The 25,201-nt window shown below is 60.4% G+C and carries 20 protein-coding genes; 12 read left to right on the top strand and 8 right to left on the bottom strand.

Going from position 1 to position 25,201, the window contains the following annotated elements; all coding sequences use genetic code 11:
- Window positions 1-14 precede the first annotated feature (14 nt).
- Window positions 15-1,133, bottom strand: coding sequence for a cell division protein ZapE (gene zapE, locus BLU71_RS08000; RefSeq protein WP_083352751.1), 1,119 nt, complete (start codon window positions 1,131-1,133; stop codon window positions 15-17).
- 265 nt (window positions 1,134-1,398) lie between these two features.
- Between zapE and BLU71_RS07995 the strand changes: the two genes are divergently transcribed.
- Window positions 1,399-2,865 carry a nucleobase:cation symporter-2 family protein gene (locus BLU71_RS07995; RefSeq protein WP_042609893.1) on the top strand — a complete coding sequence of 489 codons (1,467 nt, stop codon included), beginning with the start codon at window positions 1,399-1,401 and terminating at the stop codon, window positions 2,863-2,865.
- 65 nt (window positions 2,866-2,930) lie between these two features.
- The gene (locus tag BLU71_RS07990) at window positions 2,931-3,404 is read left to right on the top strand and encodes an LEA type 2 family protein (protein ID WP_042609892.1); all 474 of its coding nucleotides are present in this window, start codon (window positions 2,931-2,933) and stop codon (window positions 3,402-3,404) included.
- Window positions 3,405-3,536: 132 nt separating this feature from the next.
- On the opposite strand, the gene BLU71_RS07985 is transcribed toward BLU71_RS07990, so the two are convergent.
- Window positions 3,537-4,460 (bottom strand): carbon-nitrogen hydrolase family protein, encoded by a 924-nt coding sequence (locus tag BLU71_RS07985; RefSeq protein WP_083352750.1) that lies wholly within the window; start codon window positions 4,458-4,460, stop codon window positions 3,537-3,539.
- Between the two features lie 84 nt (window positions 4,461-4,544).
- Between BLU71_RS07985 and BLU71_RS07980 the strand changes: the two genes are divergently transcribed.
- The gene (locus BLU71_RS07980; protein WP_042609890.1) at window positions 4,545-5,459 is read left to right on the top strand and encodes a LysR family transcriptional regulator; all 915 of its coding nucleotides are present in this window, start codon (window positions 4,545-4,547) and stop codon (window positions 5,457-5,459) included.
- A gap of 6 nt (window positions 5,460-5,465) precedes the next feature.
- Here BLU71_RS07980 and BLU71_RS07975 read toward each other — a convergent pair whose 3' ends face one another.
- Entirely contained in the window at window positions 5,466-5,720 is a 255-nt protein-coding gene (locus BLU71_RS07975; RefSeq protein ID WP_003224595.1) for a hypothetical protein, read from the bottom strand.
- 154 nt (window positions 5,721-5,874) lie between these two features.
- On the opposite strand from BLU71_RS07975, the gene BLU71_RS07970 reads away from it, so the two are divergent.
- Entirely contained in the window at window positions 5,875-6,192 is a 318-nt protein-coding gene (locus BLU71_RS07970; protein ID WP_042609889.1) for a DUF883 family protein, read from the top strand.
- A 60-nt stretch (window positions 6,193-6,252) separates the two neighbouring features.
- On the opposite strand, the gene BLU71_RS07965 is transcribed toward BLU71_RS07970, so the two are convergent.
- A complete protein-coding gene (locus tag BLU71_RS07965; RefSeq protein WP_083352749.1) occupies window positions 6,253-7,281 on the bottom strand; it encodes an Ldh family oxidoreductase in 1,029 nt (342 codons plus the stop codon).
- 555 nt (window positions 7,282-7,836) lie between these two features.
- Between BLU71_RS07965 and BLU71_RS07960 the strand changes: the two genes are divergently transcribed.
- Complete coding sequence (locus tag BLU71_RS07960) at window positions 7,837-12,372, top strand: dermonecrotic toxin domain-containing protein (protein ID WP_231982487.1); 4,536 nt, start codon at window positions 7,837-7,839, stop codon at window positions 12,370-12,372.
- Window positions 12,373-12,431: 59 nt separating this feature from the next.
- Here BLU71_RS07960 and BLU71_RS07955 read toward each other — a convergent pair whose 3' ends face one another.
- The gene (locus BLU71_RS07955; protein ID WP_083352748.1) at window positions 12,432-12,701 is read right to left on the bottom strand and encodes a PepSY domain-containing protein; all 270 of its coding nucleotides are present in this window, start codon (window positions 12,699-12,701) and stop codon (window positions 12,432-12,434) included.
- 153 nt (window positions 12,702-12,854) lie between these two features.
- Here BLU71_RS07955 and BLU71_RS07950 point away from each other — a divergent pair, with 153 nt between their 5' ends.
- Window positions 12,855-13,856: a FecR family protein gene (locus BLU71_RS07950; RefSeq protein ID WP_083352747.1), complete on the top strand. Its 1,002-nt coding sequence runs from the start codon at window positions 12,855-12,857 to the stop codon at window positions 13,854-13,856.
- Window positions 13,857-13,908: 52 nt separating this feature from the next.
- Here BLU71_RS07950 and BLU71_RS07945 read toward each other — a convergent pair whose 3' ends face one another.
- Entirely contained in the window at window positions 13,909-16,254 is a 2,346-nt protein-coding gene (locus BLU71_RS07945) for an acylase (protein ID WP_083352746.1), read from the bottom strand.
- A 243-nt stretch (window positions 16,255-16,497) separates the two neighbouring features.
- Here BLU71_RS07945 and BLU71_RS07940 point away from each other — a divergent pair, with 243 nt between their 5' ends.
- Window positions 16,498-16,875 carry a fe2+ zn2+ uptake regulation protein gene (locus BLU71_RS07940; protein WP_039760510.1) on the top strand — a complete coding sequence of 126 codons (378 nt, stop codon included), beginning with the start codon at window positions 16,498-16,500 and terminating at the stop codon, window positions 16,873-16,875.
- 19 nt (window positions 16,876-16,894) lie between these two features.
- Here the strand turns inward: BLU71_RS07940 and BLU71_RS07935 are convergent, their stop codons facing one another.
- Window positions 16,895-17,083 (bottom strand): hypothetical protein, encoded by a 189-nt coding sequence (locus tag BLU71_RS07935; protein ID WP_016770563.1) that lies wholly within the window; start codon window positions 17,081-17,083, stop codon window positions 16,895-16,897.
- Between the two features lie 355 nt (window positions 17,084-17,438).
- Between BLU71_RS07935 and BLU71_RS07930 the strand changes: the two genes are divergently transcribed.
- The 5 genes from BLU71_RS07930 to BLU71_RS07910 are packed head-to-tail and all read left to right on the top strand — an operon-like array spanning window position 17,439 to window position 24,489.
- Window positions 17,439-18,686 (top strand): MdfA family multidrug efflux MFS transporter, encoded by a 1,248-nt coding sequence (locus tag BLU71_RS07930; RefSeq protein ID WP_083352745.1) that lies wholly within the window; start codon window positions 17,439-17,441, stop codon window positions 18,684-18,686.
- A 9-nt stretch (window positions 18,687-18,695) separates the two neighbouring features.
- Complete coding sequence (locus BLU71_RS07925) at window positions 18,696-19,826, top strand: acyl-protein synthase (RefSeq protein WP_083352744.1); 1,131 nt, start codon at window positions 18,696-18,698, stop codon at window positions 19,824-19,826.
- A gap of 1 nt (window position 19,827) precedes the next feature.
- On the top strand, window positions 19,828-22,230 hold the full coding sequence (locus tag BLU71_RS07920) for an aldehyde dehydrogenase family protein (protein ID WP_083352743.1): 2,403 nt from the start codon (window positions 19,828-19,830) through the stop codon (window positions 22,228-22,230).
- A gap of 44 nt (window positions 22,231-22,274) precedes the next feature.
- Window positions 22,275-23,585, top strand: coding sequence for a phenylacetate--CoA ligase family protein (locus BLU71_RS07915; protein ID WP_173867318.1), 1,311 nt, complete (start codon window positions 22,275-22,277; stop codon window positions 23,583-23,585).
- On the top strand, window positions 23,554-24,489 hold the full coding sequence (locus BLU71_RS07910; RefSeq protein WP_083352742.1) for a GNAT family N-acetyltransferase: 936 nt from the start codon (window positions 23,554-23,556) through the stop codon (window positions 24,487-24,489). The genes BLU71_RS07915 and BLU71_RS07910 overlap by 32 nt, the downstream gene beginning before the upstream one ends.
- Window positions 24,490-24,534: 45 nt before the next feature.
- Here the strand turns inward: BLU71_RS07910 and BLU71_RS07905 are convergent, their stop codons facing one another.
- Window positions 24,535-25,062 (bottom strand): hypothetical protein, encoded by a 528-nt coding sequence (locus tag BLU71_RS07905; RefSeq protein ID WP_042609880.1) that lies wholly within the window; start codon window positions 25,060-25,062, stop codon window positions 24,535-24,537.
- Window positions 25,063-25,201 lie beyond the last annotated feature (139 nt).

Genomic DNA, 25,201 nt, shown 5'->3' with positions numbered 1-25,201 from the left:
TCGGCGCCCTCCTTTCAAGCTTCGGCGTAACGCTGCAACTGCATCTCCTGCAAGCGGCTGAGGGTGCGACGGAACGGGAATTCCAGATAGCCCTCGGTGTACAGCGCGTCCATCGGCACGCTGGCCTCGACGTACAGCGGCACTTTGCGGTCGTAGCATTCGTCGACCAGCGCGATAAAACGCCGCACGCCGTCGTCATGCACCGACAACTGTGGCAGCTCGCGGTCGCCGGCCACCACACGTTGCGCGCCATCTTCGGTGCCGCGCGCGATGCGCCCCTCACGTTTCTGCGCGCTCAGATTCGGCACTTCGCTCAACAGAATAGCCCGGTAGCGATCACACAGCGCGATGAAGTCCATGGCGGCGAAAGGTTGTTCGCACAGATCACGGTAACGGCACCACAGCACGGATTCGCTGGCCTGCACCACGTTCAGCATGCGATGACCCACGGCGACAGGCTCATCACTGCAGATTTCACTGGAAACCAGTGATTTGAACACGCCATCCAGCGCACTCGGCGAATCGGTTGCGCTGACAAAATAGCGCTGTTCGATCGCCCCCGGATGCAGGCGATGATCCTCGGCGCCATTCACCGCCACCACCTGCATATGCGCTTTGATCGCCGTAATCGCCGGGGTGAAGCGATCGCGGTTGAAGCCGTCGGCGTACAGATCATCCGGCGGCAGATTGGACGTACAAACGATCACCACGCCTTCGTCGAACATCACCTGGAACAAACGCCCGAGAATGATCGCGTCGCCGATGTCATTGACGAACAGTTCATCGAAACACAGCACGCGCACTTCGCCAGCCAGTTCTTTGGCCAGCGCGCGCAGCGGATCGGCGATGCCGCTCAGTTGAAACGACCGCTGATGCACCCAGCCCATGAAGTGATGAAAGTGCTGACGCCGGGCCGGCACGCGCAGGGTCTGATAGAACTGATCCATCAGCCAGGTCTTGCCGCGCCCGACCGGCCCCCACAGGTACACGCCACTGACCGAACGGGCACCGGCGTGCAAGGCTTCGTGGCATTTCTGCAAGGCCCAGACCGCGTGTTCCTGGGCTTCATCCTGGATGAAACCCTTGTGGTCAACGGCGTTTTGCCAAGCACTGAGGGGGGAGTCGAAAGTCATGCGCGGGAGTATGCCATGGGCGGTTTTCCATTGCTGGTCGAGGCACGTGAATGATCCGCATGTGGGAGCGAGCCTGCTCGCGAAGGCGTCGTGTCAGCCGATACAAATATTCACTGATAGACCGCTTTCGCGAGCAGGCTCGCTCCCACAGAGCAGTAAAACCTGACCTTTCAGGCAGTTATTGCTCGTTGCCCTCGCCGTCCGCTTGCGGCATTCTGCGCACCCATTTTCTGACCCGGCCCCGCCTCGCGGCGCGCACCTGACCATGACCGCCTCCGATAAAGCCCCGCGCAACAACGACCTGATCTACGGCCTAAACGACCGTCCGCACCTGACCGCCACCGTGTTCGCCGCGCTGCAACACGTACTGGCGAGCTTCGTCGGCATCATCACCCCGACCCTGATCATGGGCGGCGCCCTCGGTCTGCACAGTGAAATCCCTTACCTCATCAGCATGGCGCTGTTCGTTTCCGGGCTCGGCACTTTCGTTCAGGCCAAGCGTTTCGGCCCGGTCGGTTCGGGTCTGCTGTGTCTGCAAGGCACCAGTTTTTCCTTTATCAGTGTGATTCTCAGCGCCGGTTTCATGGTCAAGGCGCGCGGCGGCGGCACTGATGAAATCCTGTCGACGATCTTCGGTGTGTGCTTTTTCGCCGCGTTCATCGAAGTGGTACTCAGCCAGTTCATCGGCAAGCTGCGCATGCTGATCACTCCGGTGGTGACCGGCACGATCATCACCCTGATGGGCCTGTCGCTGATCAAAGTGGCAATGACTGATATCGCCGGCGGTTTCGGCGCGCCGGATCTGGGCGCGGCCAGCCATATCTTTCTCGCAGCGTTGGTGATCGGCACTATCGTCGTCCTGAACCGCGTCGACGTGCCCTTTCTGCGCCTGGGCGCGATCGTCATCGGCCTGACCCTTGGCTACGTCGTGGCCTGGCTGATGGGCACGGTGGATTTCGCTGCGATGCCCGAAGTGCCGCTGGTCAGCGTACCGGTGCCGTTCAAGTACGGTTTCAACTTCGATTGGGTAGCGTTCGTGCCGGTGGCGGTGATTTTCCTGGTATCTCCGCTGGAGGCGGCCGGCGACCTGACCGCCAACTCGATGATCTCGCGGCAACCGGTCAAAGGCCCGTTGTACATCCGCCGGATCAAATCCGGCCTGCTCGCTGACGGTCTCAACTCGGCCATGGCGGCGGTGTTCAACAGCATGCCGATGGTGACCTTCGCGCAGAACAACGGCGTGATCCAGTTGACCGGCGTGGCCAGCCGGTACGTGGCGTTTTTCATCGCCGGCCTGCTGGTGTTGCTCGGTTTGTTCCCGATGATCGGCGCGGTGCTGCAACTGATGCCAAAACCGGTACTCGGCGGCGCTGAGCTGGTGATGTTCGGCACCGTCGCCGTGGCCGGGATCAAGATCCTCGCCGAGGCCGGCCTGCATCGACGCAACATGTTGATTGTGGCGATTTCGCTGGGCATGGGCCTTGGCATCGCCGCCGTACCGGAAGTGCTGCGCGAGCTGCCGCAAGCGCTGCGCAACATCTTCGAATCGCCGATCACCGTCGGCGCCTTGTGCGCTATCGTGCTGAACATCTTTCTGCCGGAAGAATTCATTGAGCTGGAAGAGGACGATTTCGATCCGGAAGCATCGATTCTGCAGGTCATGGAAAACCCCGACGTCGCCGCCAAAGCTGAACCCGGTCAACCGGCGGCTGTCGCACAATTGAACCGCTGACGTCGAGCCTTGAAAAAAAGGGCTGCACCGGCAACGGTTCAGCCCTTTTTTGTCGAGAGATTTTTATGCGCCGCGTCCACGCCGTCATCCTGTCGCTCCTGCTGCTGTCGCTCAGTGCCTGCGCGCTGTTTCCTCACCGCGATCCGGTGAACATCAACGTGGTCGGCCTCGAACCGTTGCCGAGCCAGGAACTGGAAGTGCGCTTTGCCATCAAGCTGCGGGTGCAAAATCCCAATGAGACGGCGATCGACTACAACGGCATCGCCCTGGATCTGGAGGTCAATGGTCATTCGTTGGCTTCCGGTGTGAGCGATCAGAGCGGTTCGATCCCGCGTTTCTCTGAAGCGATTGTCACGGTGCCGGTCAGCGTCTCGGCGTTCTCGTTCCTGCGCCAGACCCTCGGCCTGAGCCAGACGCAAAGCCTCGATAACTTGCCCTACGTGCTGCGCGGCAAACTGGCCGGCGGGGTGTTTGGCACGATGCGCTTTACCGACAGCGGCAAGTTGAGTTTGCCCAAGGCGAGTGCTGCGACCTGGTAGTTAGCCGCTACACAGCCCCCATGTAGGAGTGAGCCTGCTCGCGATAGAGGTGTGTGAGGCAATGCATATATATCTGACAGACCGCTATCGCGAGCAGGCTCACTCCTACAAGGGATTTTTGCCAGTCCGGGGTTATGTGTTGAACCGCACCCCCGGCTTCGCACGTTCATCGACGGTCAACTCAAACACATCCGGCCGCGCATAGTGGCCCACCACGTCGTAGTCATACCGCGCACGGATCAGCTCATCCGTGTCGATCTCCGCCGTAAGCAACCCCGCCTCGCCACGCAGCGGTCCCGCCAGTACGTCACCCATCGGTCCGACGATAACGCTGCCGCCGGCAATCAACGGCCTGTCACTTGGCCAATTGGCAATCTCCACGCCCAACTCATTCGGCGAGGCCTGCACCTGACAAGCGCTGACCACAAAGCAACGGCCTTCGTGGGCGATGTGGCGCATGCTGACCTGCCACATCTCACGCTCGTCCACGGTGGGTGCGCACCAGACTTCGACGCCTTTGGCATACATCGCCGTGCGCAGCAGCGGCATCATGTTTTCCCAGCACACCACCGCGCCGAGCTTGCCGACCTGGGTGTCGAACACCGGCAAGGTCGAGCCATCGCCCTTGCCCCAGATCAGCCGCTCGGTGCCGGTGGGCATGAGTTTGCGGTGCTTGCCGATCAACCCTGCCTGCGGGTCGAAATACAGCACCGTGCAATACAGAGTGCTGCCGGCGCGCTCGATGACACCGATCACCAGATTGGCCCCGGTGCGCGCCGACAATCCGGCCAGCGCCTCAGTTTCGGCGCCGGGCACATCGATGGCGTTGGCAAAATAACGCGCGAAGGCCTCACGCCCTTCAGGCAAGCGATAGCCCAGTTGCGTGCCGAAACCCTCGCCTTTCGGATAGCCCCCGAGCAAGGCTTCGGGCATCACCACCAGCGCCGCGCCGGATTCGATGATCGCGTTCTCCCAGCCAAGGATTTGCTGGAGGGTTTCGCCTTTGCCACCGGGCAAGGCGCCGATCTGCAGCGCGGCAATAATCGATCTGGGCATGCTGTTTACTCCATCAGGTTCAGGTGTTGCCGATTCTCCAGCGTCACGCGATCATGAATAAAGCCCTGTCCGCTGCTGAATGATATGAGCCAAATGAATATCGCCGACGTCGACCTCAACCTGCTGAAAGTCTTTGAAGCGCTGCACGAAGAGTCCAGCGCCAGCCGCGCCGCCCTGCGCCTTGGCGTCACGCAATCGGCGGTAAGTGCCGCGTTGCGCCGCTTGCGCGAGGTCTATGGCGATCAGTTGTTCGTGCGCACCGGGCGCGGTCTGGCGCCAACCCTGCAGGCCAACCAGCTGAAACCGGTGATCAGCGATGCGCTGAACAAATGCCGACAGAGCCTGGCCATGCTCGATCCGGCGGCCAACCACTATGACGGGCGCTCGGTGGCGATCGGTCTGTCAGATGATTTTGAAATTGCCTACGGGCGCCGCTTGATCGAGGAAATCGCTCGTCGCGCACCTAAACTGCGGCTGATCTTTCGCCAGACCCACAGCCAGATCGTCGCCCGTGCGTTGATGGAACGCAGCATTGACCTGGCAATCACCGCCGGCGGGTTTGCCGAGCGTCTGCTCAGTCGTCAGGTATTGGCGGAAGGTGGCTACGCGTGCCTGGTCGATCCCGACAGTCTCGCGCCGGGCCAGCAGCAGATCGAGTTGCAGGAGTTCGTCGCCCGCGAGCACATTCTGGTGTCATCGGGTGGCTTTATCGGCATCACCGATGAAGGCTTGGCGGCCGTGGGATTGAGCCGCCGGGTCTGCGCCTCGACCACGCATTTTGCCGCGCTGCCCTTTCTGCTCAAGGGCAGTCAGGCGGTGGCGACCATTCCGGCCCACGCCGCGGCGAGCATCGCGGGACTGAGCGGGCTGGCATTGCTGCCCTGCCCCTTGGCCTTGCCGCGCTATCCGATCGAACTGGGCTGGCGCACCAGCACGCAGATCGATCCGGTGCTGGTGAAGGTTCGCGAGGCGATTGCCGCGACGTTCGGCCAGGCGTGACGCGGTTTACTTGTTCGCCGCCATCAGCCGATTGACTTCGCTGCGCACCATGTTGGCAAACTCCGGCGGCGACATGCCGTCCAGTTCGGCGCGAACCCACTCGGCCCATTTGCCCTTGCGCTTGGAGCGCTCGCCAAACAGACGCGCGGCTTCGCCCTTGGCTTTGCCCAGATTGTTCTGCCAGAGTTCGAACAGACGGGATTTCTCATCTTCCAGCGCTGCGCGCTCTGCGAGGGATTTGTCGGCCAGATTGAAACTCATGGGGATTTATCCTGCTGCGTAAAATGGCGACATCTTACACGCTCGGCGGAAACCTCCGGTGCAGGTTTTTCCCTTCGGTACGAATGACATGCAACTTTTCGTCGACCGCTACACTCCATTGGTCACTGTCCATTCAACTGCAAGGAGTCACCCAATGGCCCGTAAAACCGCCTCGCAAGCTGCCGAAGAGCAAATCAAGGATCAAGCTTTCAGCGAGCTTCAGGCTCTGATCGAAGAATCGGACAAACTGCTCAAGAGCAGCGCTTCACTGGTCGGCGAAGAAGCGGAAACGCTGCGTGCCCAGATCGCCCAGAAACTGCAGCAGGCGCTGGACTCGGTATCCAGCGTGCGCGACCGCACCAAACCCGCCGTTGAAGCTACCGAAAACTACATCGGCGGCCACCCATGGCAGACCGTGGCGATCTCCGCCGGTTTCGGCCTGGTGGTGGGCCTGCTGCTCGGTCGTCGCTGAGTACAAGCGCCACAAAAAAGCGAACCTTACGGTTCGCTTTTTTTATGTCTGCGGATAAATTCACTCCCCCGCCAATTCCCGCAACTGCGCCAATGTCTGCTCATCCAGGGTAATCCCTTCCAGCATCGACCGACTGCGCTGCCAATGCCGCCGATCCCCCGGCAGCCGCTTGAGCCCGACCCCGTGCATCTGTCGCACCAGTTCCTCGCTGCGCTGGGCAAAACTCTGCCCCGCGGCTTTGCTCGGATCAATCACAATCAATAACTGCCCCGTCCACGGAGTCTTTGCGCCGGGATGGTTGGACCAGTCGAACTCGAAGGAAAAATTGCCACCGGTCAACGCCGCTGCCAGCAACTCGACCATCATCGACAGCGCCGAACCCTTGTGCCCGCCAAACGGCAGCAATGCACCGCCTTCGAGAATCGCCCGGGGATCCTGGGTGGGCTGACCCAAGCTGTCGACGCCCATCCCGGCCGGGAGTTTTTCGCCTTTGCGCGCAGCGATCTGCACGTCGCCATGGGCGATGGCACTGGTGGCCAGGTCGAAAACGATCGGGGCGGCATTGGCTCGTGGCGCGGCAAAGGCGATCGGATTGGTGCCGAACAGCGGCCGGTCGGCACCATGCGGGACAACGCAGGTCATGCTGTTGACCACGCTCAGCGCCACCAGACCTTCGTCGGCGAACGGCTCGACATCCGGCCACAACGCGGCGAAGTGATGCGAGTTACGAATCGCCAACACTGCAATCCCGGCGTGACGCGCCTTTTCCACCAGCAATGCTCGCGCAGCGGCCAGCGCGGGCTGGGCAAAACCATTGCCGGCGTCGACCCGGACAAAACCGGGCGCGACGTCTTCGACCTGCGGCACTGCGTGGCCATTGACCCAGCCGCTTTTCAGGGTCGAGACGTAGCCGGGCATGCGGAATACACCATGACTATGGGCGCCATCGCGCTCGGCGCCGGCACAGTTGGCCGCCAGTACCCGGGCGACATCGCTGGAAGTGCCGTGGCGCAGGAAAATCGCTTCAAGCAGTTGCGTGAGTGCTTCGAGGGATAACGTGGGCGAGCCCTGATCGTGTAGCGCAGACATCTGAAGCTCCAGAATGATTATTGGAGGGAACAACAGCGTACGGTCGATTTGCCCACCGATTAACCCCGCCGGAGCCGTCGGCTGTCAACCCTTTGATCGCTCGGCGATCACTGGCTGAGCCGACTGCATCTTTTGATCCGGCGTGTGCGGTAACTATCTACCGCACCTGCTCCGGCTCACAGACCTACTGTTGAGTCCCTGCCCGATGGCGCCGCGTTCAGAGCACCGATGATGTCCAGTTCTACTGCTCCACTGCTGTTTCCCGAGATTCTGAAGTCCGCCGGCCTGCAGGCCGACCTGGCCGCACGCCACGGCCTCAACAGCAAGGATTTCGACTGGCTCGCACACGTACAACTGGCGAGCCACGCCCTGCGTAGCGCACAAACCCCGCCCATGCTCGCCGAACGGATTTTGCTCAACGCCGACAAGCAAGTGCCCGTGCCATTGGCCGGCAGTTTCGTGCTCGGCGCCGGTCCTGACGACAACGGCATGTTTCTGTACACGCCCTACGACGGATTGAAAAAATACAGCGATGACCAAGCGCTGACGCAGGCGTTGCAGGCGCGACTGAACAGTGCAGACGAGCAAGATGATCTGTTGGCTTTTCTCAGTGTTTCGCTGCGCAAGGAGCTGGTGGAGAAACGCGGCATTACCGTCACCCGACAAACCATCGACGGTGATGTCTTCGAGGATCAGCAAACAGCGATCACCCATTCGCAACAAGCCTGCGCACGCGACTTGCTCGACGAACTGAAACGCCTGCCTGCGCTCAACGCCCTGCTGGAAAAAATCCTCGGTGAACTGCTCCAGCCGCACTTCGGCGATTTGCCGCAGTCGAGCACACGTGTGGCTTTTTACGCCGCTACGAAACCCTCCTCCACCGATGCAGGCAGGCACTGGGTTGATTCGCGCTCGCTGATTGAAGCGCTGCTGCTGCATTTTCGCCGTCAGCAATGGCCCCACGGTCAGACTGTCGAGTTTTCACACCCCGCCCGCCTGTCCAGCACTGATGATCAATCCGCGTGGGCAACCGCTATCACCTCGGCTTCGAGCAAACTGATCATGCTGTTGTTCCGTCAGCTCGAGGGCTACTGGAATGCCGCGTCATTCGAGGGCTCGCCCAGGCGCACCTTCTTCAGCCAGACGCTACAGGACCAGGCGCGCGCCGATCTGATGATCAAGCGCGAAACACAAATCCTCTCCGCCGGCGAGTTCGACGCGCTGCACAGTCTGGTACGTGAGCCGTCCGTGGTGGTACGCCTGCCAACGTTCGAAACCGTGTGCCTGAGCGAACAGACAGCATCTGTCGAACTGGCCGGTTCGTTGATGATCAATCATGACAAGGCCTATCTCTATACCCCCAGCCAGGGCCTGCAGGTACTCACGAACTACGCCGACCTCAAACAGACGCTCACCGCGAAACTGCAGGCTGCCGGGCACGAAGACGAACTGTACGGACTGATGAGTCTGCAAGAGCGCAATCGCTACCTGGGTTTCGCTAACGTCCAGGTGTCCGGGGAAAACATCAGCGGTGAGATCATGCCGACGCTGTTCGAGGCAATTCTTACCAAACAACGTCAGAACATTGAGTTCGTCCTGCAGCGCTATCGCCAGGGCGAACGCACCACAGACGTTCATGCACTCTTCGACAAGGCGCTGGATATCCGCTCGATGATCCATGAGCGGTTGCTCGAACTCGACGTCAATGAGCGCTGGAGTACCCGACCGTTGTTTACCAGCGCGCCGCCATCCTCACTTGTGCAGGCCGACAAGGCGGCACAATTGGCGACAAGTCTGGGCCGCACGCTGGATAGTCTGACCAGCCACTTCAAAGACCAGCCGACCGCGAACGGCGCCGAACAGCGCACTTTTCTCGAAGGCATTCTCTGGAAGCTCGCGCAGGCGTTCGAAGATGGCTTGCGCGGTGAGGCGTTCGTGCGAAGTGTCAGCGGATCATGGCGGGAGGCGGAACGAAAAATCGTCGATACCGTGTTCGATGCCCGGCATCCGACACGCAGCGATCGCCAGTCACTCAACGGTTTTCGCCCGGATGCCTGGTCGCTCACGCTCGATTGTGCCGAGTCCACCGCTGAGCTGCCGCTCGCCTACTGCGTGCTGCTGACCGAGCGCGGCGGCATGGACGTCGAGCACTCGGGGCGCGCGATCCTGTGGACACCGGCCATGGGCCTGGAATTGTTCGCCGATATGGGCGTTGCGCAAAAACAGTTGCAACAACGCTTGGACGACAACAATCAGAGCCATACGCTGCTGGAGAATCTGCCAATAGCGCAGCATCGACTGGACCAGCAATACACGCTCGGCAGCTTCCAATTGATTGAGGGCCGTGTGTCCAACGACCGCATGCAGTCGGGCATCGAAGACTTCCTCGCTGAATGCGAAATGCTACGCGTCTGTATCAAGGACCCAGACACATTGGCGGCCTTCCTTGACCGGATGAAGAACGCTGTCATCGATACCAATCTGCGCCGCGCCGTCGATCTTGCACGTACCCTTTCCCGTCATCTGGACTATCCCGACTGGTTGCGCATGGCCTCGGCGACGGAGCAGCGCACACAACTCGCCCTGCTGGATGAACTGCGGCGCGCCTTTATCGAGGGCAAGGATTTTCTCGATGAGGTCCCGACTCTGGCCAGTTATATCGAGCAAACCCTGAAAAGCCTGCTCGACGCCAGATTCCCGGGCAACGGGCTCAAGCCAAAGGATATCCAGATCACCCCGAACCTGACGCTGGCTGGCCCGGCCTGCGACCTTCTGGAGTTCGCCCTGCATCACTACAACGTTGTGCAGGACAGCGGTTTCAAAGTGACCTCGAACATAGCCACCGCATTACCGAAAGATTTCGCCCAGACCGCCGTACGGCAATTACTGCAATCGCTCGACATCGCTACAACCTACACGGCAAAAGTGACCCAGGCGCTGTCCGGCGACAGCACGGCTGCACGCCTCAGCAAGAAGCGGTTTTTACGCCAGTTGCCCTGGCAATTGATGCAGCACGCCCACTCGATGAAGTTGCAGCAACAACTGTCGGACACCGGCTACGACTACATTTGTCAGATACTCGACATGCCGGACGGGATAGCGCGGGCCATGGTCGTGGATGCTCACGCCATCGCCTGCCCGCTGTCGTTGATCAAGACCGCGGGCGCTGATGGCGTCGACACGCTCGGCCTGTACGTCTTCGGACCGGGCGCTGGGCAGACAGGCCCGCGGGTGCTCTATGCGCCTTACTCCCGATGCGTATTTCGCGAGTTCGAGAACGAAGCGCAACTGATCGAAGCAGTGAATACGCCCGGGCATTTCCAGGACCTGATCATCCGGCGTCTGCCGGACGGGCAGCAGGCCATTTTCAGGAATCTGCTGAAAACGACGATCGGCAAACCCAGCGAGATCACCCTTCAAAGCACGCCCATAAACGGCAATGTGCTTGATCGGTTGCACAAGGACACCCTCAACCTTCTGCCACAACTGCTCAGCAGCCAGCCACAGATCAATGCCCAAGCGGATTGGGAAGCAGCCAGGTTTCTCTTCAGTCACGGCGTCCGGCTGGTGCCGCACTTGTTGCCGGGGAAACTGGCCTCTTTGCTGTTCCTCTGGAAAAGCTATCAGGACTTCAAGGCGTCCGCCGAAGACCTCCAGGACCACCATTGGGCCAACGGCCTGAAAAACTTCATCGAGGGTGCCATTTCGCTGTTCAGTCTGGGACGCTTGTCATGGGAGACCGAGACGCAGACAGCCACCAGCGAATTTGCCGCTGAGGCGCAGACATCTGCGCAGACCGATAGCACCGTAAAGGTTGCCTCGCGCTGGGCAAAAGCACCGCCCGCCTCGCCCTCCCGCGTTGCCTTGCAGCCCTTTGAAACCAGCAAGGCGCTGAAAGACCTAAAGCTTGAGAGCAACCGGCTGGTTTATCGGGACTCCGCCACAACTGACCAATACGTGGCGATTGCCGGCAAGGTCTATCCAGTCGTTCAGGCCGAGAAAACATGGTTCCTGCGCAAAGAAGATCGCAGCCAAGGGCCGGCACTGGCAGAGAAGAATTCAAGGCTGGTCATTGCACAGGCCGGCCAGACGGTGCAGCGCTGTCGCAGGAAGGGGCCGGCCGAACTGCAAAAGCAAGTCGAGGATAGCCGCTCGATCACCATGTACATCCAGGCCAAAGGGATGGCGCAGATCAACCGTCGCTCACCTGCCAGGGCCTTTGTGATACAGCAAGCGGTCACCCGGGCAAGAACCTATGCGCTCAATTGTCTGCATAACTTTGTCATCCATCGCGACAACCTGGGGGGTACACGGGTGGAGAAGGTGCTCAGGAACATTCTCGATGTGCCTCACATCACGCCCGCGCTGCAGAGGAAATTCGAAAAGGTGATCATCCCGCTGTGCCGTGAGCTGACGGATCCCGAGGATGATCTGCTTTACACAGAGCGCTTCTTCGCCGGCCTGAACCAGCGCTACGGCGACGATACGGTTGCCTTCGTTTTCAAACAGGACCGCAAGAAGATCGTCCACTTCACCGAACATTTCTTCAATCCGGCGCTGGATGTCTACACGGCCTTCCTGCCTCCAAGATTCAATGTGGACTCGCACGCACGTGCGGTCACCCTGATCCATGAACTTTCGCATCTGGTCTGCGATAGCGAGGATCTGGTCTCCCTTGACGCGATGGCCCCCTTTCCGGGCCTCATCGATACCACCACTGCGGACGGACAGCTGCTCAAGGATGATCTGGATAGCCGCCGTCGATCGCTCTCGCGCGCTACGCCTTCTGCACAATTGTTCGCGAGTAAAGACGAGACGGGCGCCTGGGTGGGCATGGATAAGATAACGTCGCAAGCCGATGACTACGAAAAAATTCTCAGCCTAACCAAAACCAGGAATCTTGCAGACGCGCGTAAAGCGTTCCGCAATCCGGTGTCTGACGAAGCACGCGTTGACGTGATACTCGCCAACGCTGACTCGATCGCGTTGCTCATCAGCGAATTGGGCCAGAAACTCGATCCGCTTCCGGCTCCCATCCCGTTGCCGGCGCCGACCGCAACCGTGTCGAAAACCGCGCAACCCGAGAGGTGAACAAAAAAAATGCGCTGGCTCGACACCAGCGCACTTCTGTATCAGCCAACAGTGAAGGCTTAGTCCTTCTGATCACGCAGGATATTGCCCGAGGCGCCATCGATGCGGAATTCATAAACAACCCCGTCGGCCTTGCGCCCTTCACCTTCCCAGTAACCGTCGTTGTCGGCGCTGATCTCATAGATTTCGACATAACCAGCCTTGGTCTTGGCGGTGTCGATGGCTTTTTCGATGGTGATCCAGCCTGCGCCTGGCCTGTCCGCCAGAGCGGCACCGGCGCTGAGCAAACCGGCAGTGGCAATCAGGGCTGCGAATGTCTTTTTGATCATTTTTTCACTCCATTTATGGATAGTAGGCAGTTGCTTCCTGTTTTTTTGGGCGTCACAGGGAAAAATAAGTTCCACGTTGATGGGTAAATGCCATGACGGATGTTCTCGGCAACCCGCCGGCGAGGTTAGAATGCGCTAAATCAGGACGAGTCAATGACCCAAGACACTCTCTCGGAAGCCGAATACGATGCGATCACCGATGCCGCCGCGCATTGGTGCATGCGTCTGCACGCCGCTGACTGCACGGACGAGGAGCGTCGCGCGTTTGAAGCCTGGCACGATGCGCATCCCCTGCATGCCTTCGAATACGAAGCCATGCAGGAAATCTGGGAAGTGGCCGGGGACCTGCCTCGAACCGAGCCTGAGGCACTCGCTGCGCAACGCAAGCCTTCGCGTTCGTGGCGCAAGTTTGCGGTCATTGTCGGCGCCTGTGCCGTCGCCCTGCCGCTCGCGGCTTACAGCGGCTGGAGTCTGGGCTGGCTGCCCGACAGTTATCAGCATTACGCCGCCACCGACCGCGTCCGTCAGGTCACCTTGAGTGATGGCAGCCAGCTGGAACTCAACCTCAACACCGAACTGACCTTCAGCAATTACAAACATGAACGCCGCGTGACCCTGAACAAGGGCGAGGCGTTTTTTAACGTCAGTCACGACACCGCGCATCCGTTCGTCGTGCGTGCCGGCGAAGGCAGGATTCGCGTGACCGGTACCCGATTCAACGTGTGGATGTATGAAGATCAGGTTCGGGTCAACCTGGTCGAAGGTTCGGTGCTGGTCAGCAGCAACCGCGATCTACCGGGAGACGGCCTGCGCCTGGCGCCATCGATGCAGGCACGCTACCGACATGGCGATTACGCGCCGCAAATCAGCCAGACCTACCCTGGCGACACTTCGCTGGCGTGGCGCAGCGGCCGACTGGTGCTCGATAACCTTGCCCTTCACGACGCCCTGCCGTTGATCAATCGTTACCTCGACAAGCCCTTGATGCTTGCCGACACCAGCACCGGCGCGATTCGCGTGGGCGGCGTCTACAACATCAATGAGATGAACAACCTGGCGAACAGCCTGCCGAAAGTGCTGCCGGTCTACCTGACCCGCAACAAGGAAGGCAACCCGGTGATCAACTCGATGCCGCAACGCCCGCCGAAAAGCTGAAGGCCGCGTCCCTTACGGGAGGCGGCCTTCGTTTGTTGCGGGCGATCACTGCTTAGTGCGCGGCCACCTTCCCTGCCTGATCCAGTGCCTCCTGAATCGTCTGCACCTGATATTGCGGATCTGCCTGGATCTGCTGTTCGGTGAAGGGCAGGACACTCCACTGTTTCTTCGAAAACGCTTCGGTTTGATCGCGCGAATACTTCGACGCCGGATCACTGGACAGTGAGAACGCCAGCAGCCCCTGGGCATGCGGGCCTTTTTCATCGAAGCTCACCACTTGCAGGTAGCTGGTGCCGCTGACCACCTCAAGTTTTCCGTCCTCCCGGGGCACGCTTTGCATCGCGTTGTAGATACCCAGCGTACCCGGCCCGCCATGGATGGGCGTTTGCTGCCCGCCGCTGCTGACTACCTGAATGTCGCCCCAGCGTGCGTCTGCTTTCAGACCCATCTTGCCGGTCAACTCGAGCGACGCCAGCATCGCTTCGCGTAGCGCTTTGGCAACTGCAGGCTGCTCGACCGCCAGACCACGCGGGGTGTTTTGCGCATCTGCGGGGTTGAACGCCACGCGCCAGATGTCCGGCGATTCAAGCAGCGCCTGCATGATGTTCTGGAAGTGCACCAGACCGAGGCCGGAATCCAGATTGGCGCGACCATCCCAAGCCTTGAGGCTGGCGCACGCAGATTTCAGTGTCGCGGCGTCGCTACCGAGATCGGTTGCGCAGAACTTCAGCAGGTCGGGCATGACCTGCGCGGCCAGATAGACCTGATCGTCCATGACCATGTGCTGCAGATCCTTGATCGCCAACGGGCCTTTTTTGCTCAGCTCAGCCAAACGATCAAGTGCGAATCGCGAGCGCAGGCCCAGTGGTTGTGCGTCCTGGCTGATCAGCGGCGAATAGCCGATGAGCGGTTGCGCCGGGTTGGCCAGCCATGCGGAATCGTTGGAGTGCTGAACGAAATCCTTGCGCAGCAGTTGCGGTAACTGGCTGGAAGCGAATATGCCCTTCTGCGCCGCTTGCGGATCGACATCCCAGGCACAGCCGCTATGGGAGCCGTCCAGAACAATCATGCGCAGGCCGAGGCGCGGGTCGCTGCACTTGGCGAGTTTTTCCGCGCTGACATTCGGCACCACCGACAGGTTCATGTACAGCGTCTGGCCCTTGTCATCGACCGCCAGAGTGTTGACCCAGGGAATGCCCTGGATCTTGTGCACTGCGTCTTGCAGATCCTTGATGTTGCTGGCCTGGTTCATCGCATACCACTGTTTAAGCACGCGATCGTTATCAAGGTTCGCATCGCGCAAGCTGTAGGCGTATTGCTTGTCCCAATCGAGCTTGCCCGGCCACTGCACGATCGGCCCGAACTGCGAGCTGTAGATGTCGCGCGCCACCGGTACGACCTGACCGTCAGCCTGCTTGACCTGCACGGTGACCTTTTGTTTGCTCAGTGGCAGCGACTTGCCGTCCAGAAGGTAACGTGTCGAATCCTTCGGATCGAGTTGCAGACGATAGAGCGTGAAGTGTTTCGACGAATCGACCGTGTGGGTCCAGGCCAGATGCTGGTTGAAGCCGATATTGATCATCGGCAGACCCGGCAAAGCCGCGCCCATGACATCGAGTTTGCCGGGGATGGTCAGGTGCATCTGGTAGAAACGCATGCCGCCGACCCAGGGGAAGTGCGGATTGGCCAGCAACATGCCACGGCCGTTGAACGAGCGCTCGCTGCCGACCGCCACGGCGTTACTGCCACGATCGAGAGCGAAACGCTGCTGACGTGCGTCGGCCAGCTGAAATGTCTGGGTGTCGTGCTTCACCTGCGCGGTAGCTTGCGGCGGCGTCGCGCCAGCAAGGGCTTCGGCGAACTGGCCCACTCCCCCTTCCACCAGCAAGCGCCGCGTCAGCTTGACCAGATCGTCGGTACTGATGTCGCGTACCCATTCCCCTTGGCATTGCTGCGGCAACCCTTGCTGACGGCGTTCAGCCAGAGAGCGGTTGTACCCGGCGGCATAACCCTCGACCAGATCGCGCACCTCGGCCGGTTGCGCCTGCCAGAACGAATGGACGGATTCAGGGCTGTTCAGCCAGGTAAAAAACACGTCGCTGACGCGGTTTTGCCGTTGCTCGACGGTGAACTGCTCCGGGCCGAAATAACGGGAACGCTGACCATTGACGGTCACGATCTCGTTGGCCAGCAGACACAGATTGTCCTGGGCATACGCATAGCCGATGCCGAACCCCAGACCGCGTTCGTTTTCGGCGCGAATGTGCGGCACGCCAAAACTGGTGCGGCGAATGTCCGCGCGGGTGTCTGCAGCCGGACTCAGTGCATGGGCCGACAGGCTCAGTCCGAATAAGGTGCCGGCGAGGGCCAGCCCGGTGAGTTGCCTGGAAATAATCACGCTCGCTCCTGCTCGAAAGGTCGATTGCCCCTGCGTCCACGCGCAATGAGCCTGTCGAAGAAACGAAGCTGAGGAAAAAAATTTAGCGGGCAATCCATCGGGGCAAGGCCGGCATCACAAGGCCAGGACGAATTAGCGACGAAATTTCTACATCTTTTCTTTCATGATTTGTCGTGCTGAAACGTCTTGTTTAGAGAGCGCAACAAAACCTTTCCCGATCTGGCTCTGAAAAGGAGTAATCGCATGTACAACTCGCAACTACCATCGGACGGTAGCCAGACGCCACAGGGCGTTTCCATGAGTTCGCACACCGGCAATTTCACCCAGCGCGGCGAGCGTCCGGGCAATGAGCGTATTCGCGTTCTGCTGAAGAGTTTCGGCCTGCGCACCAGCCTGATTCGCCTGAAAGTCATCGACGCCCTGCTGGTGGCGGCACAGAGCGATCGGCGTTTGGGCGTGCGCGGTGTGCATAGCCAGTTGCTCGATCTGGACGTGCCGTTGTCGTTTCTGAGCGTGCGCGAAGTGCTTAAACGCTTGTGCGCCGAAGGCGTGATCACCTTCAACGCCGACAAGAGTTACAGCCTGCATCCACAGGCTGCAGCGGTCCTCAACCACGATTGAGGCCCTTGGCTGTTCGCCGTCAGGGCTTGACCTTGCGGCGCATCACGCCATTGATCACCACCACAACCACGGCCACACCGATCGCCACGTACTGGAAGGTCTTCTCGGTGATCATGCCGGCGTTTTGCAGCCAGGACAGGCCCAGCATGATCGCCAGTACGGACAGAGCGATCAGAATCGAATAAATCAAGCGTTGCTTCTGGGTCATTGCGGTTTCCTGAAACATTGGAATGTCTGCGTTTGCAAGCCATACGCTTGCCGGATCACGTGAGGTGTCGGGACAAACGGGGATGCCATGTTACAGGCGCTGAAGATTTTTGGCTGCATGACCGCCCGACCTCAACGCACGGCCCGCCCGGCTGATCGACTGCAAACAATGCCCGCACTGTCGCGGGCATTGTTGTTTATGCCGTGTGGCCGCAGGTAAACATGTTATGTGCCGCGCCGATCAATTAAACATGTCGTAAGTTTTTGAAATCTGCTGACGCAGCAAACGCCTAGGTGCGCTGCGCGTCTGCGCCTAGGCTCTGCGAACTTCCTACAACCGATAAACAGGGACGTTCATGCAGAGAACACTTATAAACATCGGCCCCCGACAGGTAGCCGGTTTCTGTCTGGCGCTGACCGCTTTCGAACTGCTCACTTACATGGCCAGCGACGTGATCATGCCGGCGATGCTCGATGTCACAACCGAGTTCGGGGCGGACGCGCGGCATGTTCCCCATGCCTTCAATCTTTACCTGTTGGGTGGAGTCTGCCTGCAATGGTTACTCGGCCCGTTGTCCGATCAATTTGGCCGACGACCACTGTTGTTGATCGGCAGCGCGCTGTTCGGCGCCTCGTGCGCGGCGGCTTTCTTAACTGACAGCATTGAAGCTTTCAACCTGTTGCGCCTGTTGCAGGGCATGGGGCTGGGTTTCGTCGTCGCAGTCAGTTACCCGGCATTGCAGGAAGTATTCTGCGAAGCCGACGCCGTAAGACTCATGGCGCTGCTCGGCAATGTTGCCTTGTTGTCGCCCCTGCTCGGGCCGCTACTGGGAATCCTCTTGCTGGAATGGCTGAGCTGGCGGGAAATCTTTCTGCTCCTCGGCTGCGCAGCGGCGCTGGTATGGCTCGGCCTGTTGCTGTGGATGCCGGAAACCGTGGGCGTCGAGCGCCGCGATGGTCATCGAACTGCCCGAGTGCCCTTCTCCTGGCGACGCACTTCGCAACGCTACGCCGCGCTGCTCGGCAATCCGCGTTTTCTTTGCGCGAGCCTGGCGCTCGGCCTGATGAGCCTGCCGCTGATTGCCTGGATCGGCCTGGCGCCATTGCTGCTGGTGCGGGTTCTGCAACTGCCGCCATTGGAATATGGCCTGTGGCAGATCCCGGTGTTCTCGGCGGTCATCGCCGGCAATCTGATTCTCGACCGCTTGCTGCACACACATTCGTTGCCGCAATTGCTTCAATGGGCGCTCTGGCCGTTTTGTCTGGGCCTTGTGCTGTTGGCAGCGTGCGCGTTGCTCGGCGCGGGACTGGGTCCCGTGGTGGCGAGCCTGGCGTTGTACGCCGTCGGGCTGGGTATGAGCAATGCGGTGGTGTATCGCCTGGCGCTGTTTTCCAGTGATGACAGCAAAGGTCTGGTGTCAGCGCTGACCGGGATGATCTCGATTGCCGTGATGAGCCTCGGCGGCTCATTGATTGCCGCCATCGGTGGCGGCAGTCGTCTGGAATATTTCGCTCTCTGGGCCGCATTCGGCGGGCTCATGTGCCTGCCTTTGACGTACCGGCTCTTGCAAACCGCCACGCCTGATGTGGCCTCGCCTCAATAAGGAACATTGATGACTCACCTACCCTATGCCGACGCGCTGTGCGCGTTGCCGCGACCCTATTGCCCGGATTCAGCCCCGGCCGGTCTGTTCGATCGGGCGATGACTGAAATCAGCCGTTTTCACTGCGATTACACACCGGGTTACAGCCACTGGCTCAACGCCCATGGGCTGTCGCCACAAGACCTCGACAGCCTCGATGACTGGTCACGTCTGCCGCCGATTTTTGCCAGTTTCTTCAAACAGCACCTGCTGCTGAGCAGCACAGGCACAGACGCCCTCGAGCTGACGTCGTCGGGCACCAGCGGCCAGAAAAGCCGAATGCGCTATGACGAGCGCAGCCTGGCGCGGGCGCAATCGATGGTCGCGCACATATTCCGTCATTACCGCTGGGACACGCCGGACACGCCGTGCAACTACCTGCTGCTGAGCTACGAACCCGCAGGCCGCATTACCCTCGGCACTTCGTTCACCGATCAGTTTCTGTGTCGGTTCGCCCGGGCCAACCGGGTGGTCTACGCCTTGCGCAACACCGGTAGCGGCCACCAGTTCGACGTGTTCGGAGTGATCGCCGCATTGCAATCTTTCGCTGAAGAAGGTTTGCCGGTGCGGATCTTCGGCTTTCCGGCGTTTTTGTGGCAGACCCTGCAACGCATGCAGGACACTGGTGTGCAGGATCTGCAACTACCCACCGGTTCGCTGGCCTTTTTTGGCGGTGGCTGGAAAACCCAGGCTGCGCAGGAAATCCCCAAACAGCAGTTCTACGCCCATATCCATCGACAACTGGGCATCGAGCCCGCCCGCTGCCGCGATGGTTACGGCGCTGTCGAGCACGCCGTGCCTTATATCGAATGCGCCCGTCACCGGTTTCATGTGCCGGTGTACTCCCGGGTGCTGATTCGCAACCCAGCGGATTTATCCCTGCTGCCCTACGGCCAACCAGGTCTGCTCGGCTTCGTCTCGCCCTATATCACCTCCAGTCCGGCCCACGCCGTGGTCATGAGCGACCTCGCCACGCTGCACCCGGGCGCAAGCTGCGGCTGCGGATTGACCGGCGACTGGTTCGAACTGCACGGCCGCGCCGGCACCTCGGCGGGCAGAAGCTGCGCAATGGCCGCCGCCGAATTACTGGGGAGTCACTGATATGTATCTGATCAATGGACAGCTGCATCACACCTGCAGCCTCGAGCATGCGCTGGAAGATCTGCAACGGCAGTTGCCGCAACGCCTGGCGATGGCACTCGACAGCGACACCGTCATCAAGGCCGTCGCCGGGTTTGCAGAACATCTGCGTAACACCGCCACGGACCTGCCCCTCGACAGCGAACAGCGGCAAGCCCTGATCGATTTCTGCCAACCCGACGCGTTGCAGCACAAACGCCGGCGCGAACTCGGCGCCGATGCCGATTCCCTGCGCCGTATCGATTATCGTCTGCCACGCTTCGAAGCCTGGCGCCCGCTCGGGCTGGTGGTGCACATCACTCCCGCCAATGCGCCGCTGCTGGCGTTCTGCGCGGTGGTCGAAAGTCTGCTCGCCGGCAACGTCAACTGGTTGCGCCCCAGCCGCAGCGATCAGGGCCTGACGGCACGCCTGCTCTGCGCCTTGGCGAACTGCGACGCAGGCGGGCAACTGGCCGGTTACGTGGCGGTGATCCCGGCCGAGACCGGGCAGATCGGCCAACTGTGCAAGCACGCCAACGGCGTCGCGGCATGGGGTGGTGACGCGGCCCTGCAGGCCATTCGGCAACAACTGGCGCCGGGTTGCCGCTGGATCGATTGGGGCCATCGCATCAGTTTCGTGTACCTGACGCCCGAAGCCGCCACGCCGCAGACGCTTGAAGCGGTGGCCGATGAAGTCTGCCGACTGGATCAGCAGGCCTGCTCGAGCCCGCAATGGCTGCTGGTGGACAGCGATGATCCGCAGATTGTGCGCGGCATCGGTGAACAGTTGGCGCAAGCCTTCGAGCGTCGCCACGCGGACTGGCCCGCACTGGCGCCGACACTTCAGGAAGCTTCACAAATCACCACGCACCTGCAAATGGCCCGCCTCGGCCAGAGTTTCGCCGAACACACCGGGCAGGTTTGGGCCGGCGCGGGCTGGCGGGTGATCTGGCGCCACGACCGGCAACTCGCGCCGTCGCCGCTGTTTCGCAGTGTCTTGCTGCACCCGGTGCCGAAGGCTCTCCTGAGCGCGACGCTGTTGCCCTGGCGCAACGTGCTGCAAAGCTGTGCGCTGGTGTGTGCGCCGGCCTCCATCGCCGGGCTGACCCATGCGCTGATCGGTGCCGGCGTTACGCGTATCGCACCGATCAGCAGCATTCACGACGGTTACGAAGGCGAACCCCATGACGGTGTCTATGCGCTGCAACGTCTGAGTCGTCGGGTATCGGTGAGTCTGGCGGCCACGCAATTGCCAAGACAGGCCCGTCTCGATGTAGCGCCATTACCGGCGAAGTCGTGCGCTCCGATCATGGACAAAGCGGCCTTCATCGCCCAACCCATCAATGCTCAGGCGCAGTTGTATTTTCGCTCCGGCGGCACCAACGGCACCCCTGCGCTGGCTGGCTACAGTTATCGCGATTTCGATCGTCAGATGCGCGCAACGGCTGACGGCCTGTTCGCCGCCGGCCTCGATCCGGCGCGGGATCGGGCCATGAACCTGTTCTACTGTGGCGGGCTGTACGCCGGCTTTCTCAGCCTCAACAAAGCGCTGGAATGCCTGCAGGTGCCGCATCTGCCCATGGCCGCCCCGGCCGACGAAGACTATCGGGAAATTGCCCAATTGATTATCGAACAGCGGGTCAATGTGCTGGTCGGCATGCCCGGCACGCTGCATCGCCTGTTCCTCAACGAGCAGGAGCGTCTGCGCGCTTATGGCGGGGTCGAAAAGGTCTTCATGGGTGGCGAGCACCTCAGCGAGCAGAACCGTGAATTGCTCCGCAGTTGTGGCGTCGTGCTCATTCGCTCGGCGATCTACGGCAGCGTCGATGCCGGCCCGCTTGGCCATGCGTGCCAGGCTTCAGCGGACGGGGTGTTCCATTTGATGAATGATATCCAGCAGCTGGAAGTCGTCGCGTTCGATGAGGATGTAACGATCGTCGATGATCAAGTCGGCCGGCTGGTGGTGACCTCGCTCGCCCGCGACGGCGGCCAGCGCGTTGAGCGTTATGAGCTTGGCGACACCGGGCGCTGGCTGCCGGGCGTTTGCGCCTGTGGACTGCAGTCGCCGCGCTTCGAACTGCTGCAACGCCACGGCACGCTGCTGCGTATCGGCACTTACTTTATCTCTCTGAGCGAACTGGCGACACGACTGCAAGTTCCGTTTCAGTTGCGTCTGGATCACAGCGCCGAGGGCATCGAGCGGCTGCAAGTGCACAGCGAACTTGCAGCCGACGCGGTCAGGGCACGGCTCGCCAATAATTCGACCCTGATGAGCGCCGTCGACACCGGAGTACTGGTTCTGCACATAGAACAATGCTCGCCCGTGGCTTTCATTCAGAACAAATACAGCGGCAAGACGCCGTTGGTCATTGACTCTCGCCGCTGACGTTCGAACGTGAGCTGGCTTATTCGAAACAAGAAGAAGACATCGTGAAAAAAAACCACCCGATTGGCGAATTGATGGGCTTTGTCCGTCAGCATTCGCCCTACTACAAGAACTGTCTCGCCGAGGTTCCAGAGGCGCTCAACCGACTGAGTGAATGGCCTGTGCTCGATCCTGCAGGATTCTGGACTGGCAGCGAGAACCTTGATGAATGGGCAGTGTTGACTGCCCCCGTACGGGCTGCGCTGGTCTTCAAGACCGGCGGGTCAACCGGTGGCGGCCGACTGTCGGTCTACACGCGCGCTGAATGGCAACGCACGGCCGAGGACTTCGGCCGCAGTCTCAGCGCGCAATTCAACCCCGGCGACCGAGTAGCCAATCTGTTTTTCGCCGGCGACCTCTATGCCAGTTTCCTGTTTATCCACGATTCCCTGGCCCACGTTACACCGGCTGTCACCGAGTTTCCGTTTACCGGTGACGTTGACCCGGCGAGGCTGGCCGATGCCATCGGGCAACACCGGATCAACGTGCTGGCCGGCCCGCCCGCGCAGCTATTGACCTTTGCCGGTTGGCTCAAGCAACACAAGCGGGTATTGCCGATGATTGACAGCGTGCTGTACGGCGGGGAGAGCCTGTTCGCCTCGCAACGGCAACTGCTCCGGCAAGTGCTGCCCAACGCGCGCATTGCCTCCATTGGCTACGCCAGCGTCGACGGTGGATTTATCGGTGCCAGCCACCGTGACTGCATGGAAGGCGAACACCGCACGCCTGACGGCCACGTCCTGCTGGAGATCATCGACCCGCACACAGGGGCACGGATCGAGGACTGTGACAAAACCGGTGTGCTGGTATTGACCAACCTCCATCGCCGTTTGATGCCGCTGATCCGCTATCCCGTGGGTGACCTGGCGTGCTGGCGCGAACCGGAGGGCACGGCGCAACGCAAATTCGCGCTGAGGGGCCGCAGCTGTAGCAGCCATCGCGTGCGGGTCGGGATCCTGTCGCTGATGACGGATGAAATCAGCGACACCGTGAGGTGCACGACTGGCAGCGATGATTGGCAATTGGTGATTGAACAGGCCGACGACAGGGATGTGCTGACGTTGAAATACGTGGCGAACGAACGATCCGCCGGCATCGACATGACACTCGAGGCTCGTTTGATCGAACTTTACCCGCAGATAACCCCACTGCGAGACGCTCGACTGCTGGAGCTGCGTATCCACAGCTGCGGCTACCAGGATCTCGTGCGCCATCCTCGCGCAGGTAAAAGCATGCGAATCGTCGATCATCGCTGCTATGACCAACATGACAGGGAGGTGCGCGATGGAACCGTTGATCCTGCGCAATTACCGTGAGAGCGACGCCACGGCCGTCAGCGAGCTGTTTCGCGAGGTGTACGGCGATCATTACGTACAAAGCGATGTGTATCTGCCCTGCCTGATCAGTCAGAACCATGCCAAAAAACGCTGGCACTCGCTGGTGGCGGTCGAGGGTGAACGGATTCGCGGCCATGCCACCTTGTACAGGCAAAGCGAAACCTCCCACGATGCTGAACTGGCGTTGAGCGCCGTCCATCCTGACACTCGCTGTCAGAACATCGCGACACGCCTGGGCGAGCAACTGCTGACTCATGCGCAGGCTTTGGGCTGTCGCAGCGTGTCCATCAAACAGGTGACCCATCACCCGTACACCCAGCGCATGGCGCTGAATCTGGGATTCCATAACACCGGCCTGTTGCCTGATTTTGTCCGCTCGCCTTTCGGCAGCAAGAAACCGGAGTCGGTCGTACTGGGGGTCCGCGCCATCGACGGCTATCAGCGGCCGCTGCCGGAGCAGACGTGGCCAGCCAGTTGTCGTGCATTCATGGAGCATCTGATGGCTGTGTTCGGTGCCGGCGCCAGCGCAGCGCGTTGGCGCGGAGCCGCGTTTCAGGTTGAGCAGCACGGCAGTCGCCATGAAATGTTGCTGGAAAAACTCGACCCGGAACTGCTGAACCAATTGAGAACGCTGCCCAGGCACTGGCTGATTTCGATCCGTCTGCAACTGTCCCGACAGTTCGCCGTGGATCTGCACAGCCTCAACGCCATCGGTTTTGCCTTCACCGGTCTGGCGCCAGCGCAAGATAACCAGGGCGGCTGGCTGGCGTTGTTTCATCGCGGCTACCGTCCGCGCAAACTGGACTTGCATTGCCCGCACATGCAAGCACTGCATGATCAGACGCAACGGCAAATCACGGGCCGTGATTTACCGCGGGTGTGATCGTGCGCTGGTGAACCGGCATGAGCCTGCTCATTGCGGGCGGGCTTATGCCTTGGCTTTGATGCCCTTGTCGGACGGCACGGCAGCATTGCCTTCGCCGTACGTCTTGAGGTTCTGCAGGACGTAAATGGCTTTTTTGAATTCGGGAATCAGGCTCTTGCCGTAATAGTTGCCGTTCAGACTGTTGGTCTGGATGGCGTCGAGCTGCGTGGCGAAATACTCCAGAGCATTGAACTTGGCCTCCGGGTCTTTCTGCACACCGAAACGATCGAACTTGTCGCCAGCATTGAGCAGGGTGATCGAAGTGATCTCGGAAATCAGGCCACGCCCGCGCAGGAATTCGCTGAGGTTACCCAACTGCTTGACCGACACGTTGGCCGGGTCGAAACCCTTGATCTGCTTGCGCAGACCTTGTTTGTCCATCTCCGCGACGTTCAGCGCGTTCGGATCGTTACCGACCAGCGTCAGCATCTGCTGCACTTTGACGCTCTGCGAAACCTGCTTTTTGGCGCCGGTGTCGCGGACCATAACGCCCGCCTTGCTTTCCCAGGCGCCGGTATAACCGATTGTCATGCGAGAATTCCTTGTGCGATGAGCATGAAATGTCCTTGTACCAGCCATTCGAATGCCCGCAAGTATCGGCTGGCAACATGACAGTACCAACCTTTTTGTGTGCTTTTTTACAACTTTCGTACATTCCCGATACAAAGCG

This window comes from Pseudomonas moraviensis, assembly GCF_900105805.1.
Classification (GTDB): Bacteria; Pseudomonadota; Gammaproteobacteria; order Pseudomonadales; family Pseudomonadaceae; genus Aquipseudomonas; species Aquipseudomonas moraviensis_A.
The sequence above is the reverse complement of the archived record's forward strand: the minus strand, read 5'-3'. Positions and strand labels throughout refer to the sequence as shown.